Genomic DNA, 1,248 nt, shown 5'->3' with positions numbered 1-1,248 from the left:
AACATTACAACCTGAAGGTGTGTGATTATGTCTAATATTCTTACTGCCATTAAAGCGTCGGAAAAAGAACGACAAAACCATGCCAATGCCTCTGTTAGTCCAATTATTCATCCGATGAAGACGATTAAAGAGCAACACAAAGCGAAAAACTCTTGGTTGGTTCCTCTGCTTATTGCTGTTGTGCCCGCTACGTGTGTTGTCGGGTACAAGTTGTATGCCCAGCAAAGTCATACAGTGACGGCTTCGGTATCACCAGCATCTTCGAGTACCTCTCATGAGGAGATATCAACACTTTCAGAAGTGGCTGTGGTTACAAAGCCTAAAAACGCGCCTGTAAGAGTCAATAAGGATATCGAATTTCTATCTTATCCAGTTTTGACAACTGAGCCGTTACCGCAAGGTAATAGTGATTACTATGCACCTCCAGCGGAAGTCTCCGCGCCAGCAGAGCCTGCGATGTATGCGGGTAATTATGGTGAAAGTGCTACGACAGATTATGACTCTCACTCATCAGAGCCAGTTAAAACAGCGCCACAAGATCCATATCAGTTAGATAATTTGGATTTTTCTGGGGTTGATCCTAAATTAGCACAGCAGTTGAAATCGGCTATTGCTGCTACAGATGGCCAGACATTTAGTGATAAAGAGCTTGATAGAACTGGGGATGAACAAGTCAAGATCGCCAAGCATAAGGCTATTCCTATTGCTGATTTGCCCGTTACTGTTCAAAACAAACTCCCTTCAATGAATTTTCAGCAGCATATTTATTCTTCTAAGCCACAAAATCGCTGGGTCAAAGTTAATGGCCAAGAACGGCATGAAGGGGATACGATCGCATCGGGTGTTGTGTTGAAGAAAATTGAGCAACGAGATGTTATCTTAGGTTTTGATGGTTATGATATTGCAATGCCTTCGTTATCAGAATGGTAGTGATAACACTTGAATTGAAGTAAAGAAAAGCTCATTTTGGTAACAAACAAAAAAGGCCGCGGTTCAGATTGCGGCCTTTCAATTTATTTAATGTTTGTCTATTGGTTTATGCCCAGCCGTTATGACGCTTACGGCGGCGTGGAATAATATGAGGTAACACTAAACCAAGTAGTAAACCAACGCCTGCAACCATACCGCCATACATGAACCAACGCATTAGTAGGTCATCTTTTTGCGTATCAATTTTAGCTCGTAGTTCGCGGATTTCTGTTTGTGCTGTCGACAGTTGCTCATTGAGTTTGCTGTTGCGATCTTCAA

The 1,248-nt window shown here is 42.3% G+C and carries 2 protein-coding genes; one reads left to right on the top strand and one right to left on the bottom strand.

Annotation, left to right across the window (positions count from 1 at the left end; genetic code table 11):
- Positions 1 to 27: 27 nt before the first annotated feature.
- The gene (locus tag I3255_RS14460; RefSeq protein WP_005301396.1) at positions 28 to 930 is read left to right on the top strand and encodes a general secretion pathway protein GspB; all 903 of its coding nucleotides are present in this window, start codon (positions 28 to 30) and stop codon (positions 928 to 930) included.
- A 106-nt stretch (positions 931 to 1,036) separates the two neighbouring features.
- On the opposite strand, the gene I3255_RS14455 is transcribed toward I3255_RS14460, so the two are convergent.
- Positions 1,037 to 1,248: TIGR04211 family SH3 domain-containing protein (locus I3255_RS14455; RefSeq protein WP_238039444.1), on the bottom strand; the 212-nt coding region annotated here is incomplete at its 5' end.

Source organism: Psychrobacter sp. Ps6 (genome assembly GCF_022129235.1).
GTDB lineage: Bacteria > Pseudomonadota > Gammaproteobacteria > Pseudomonadales > Moraxellaceae > Psychrobacter.
This window is presented reverse-complemented; position numbering and strand designations above follow the sequence as displayed.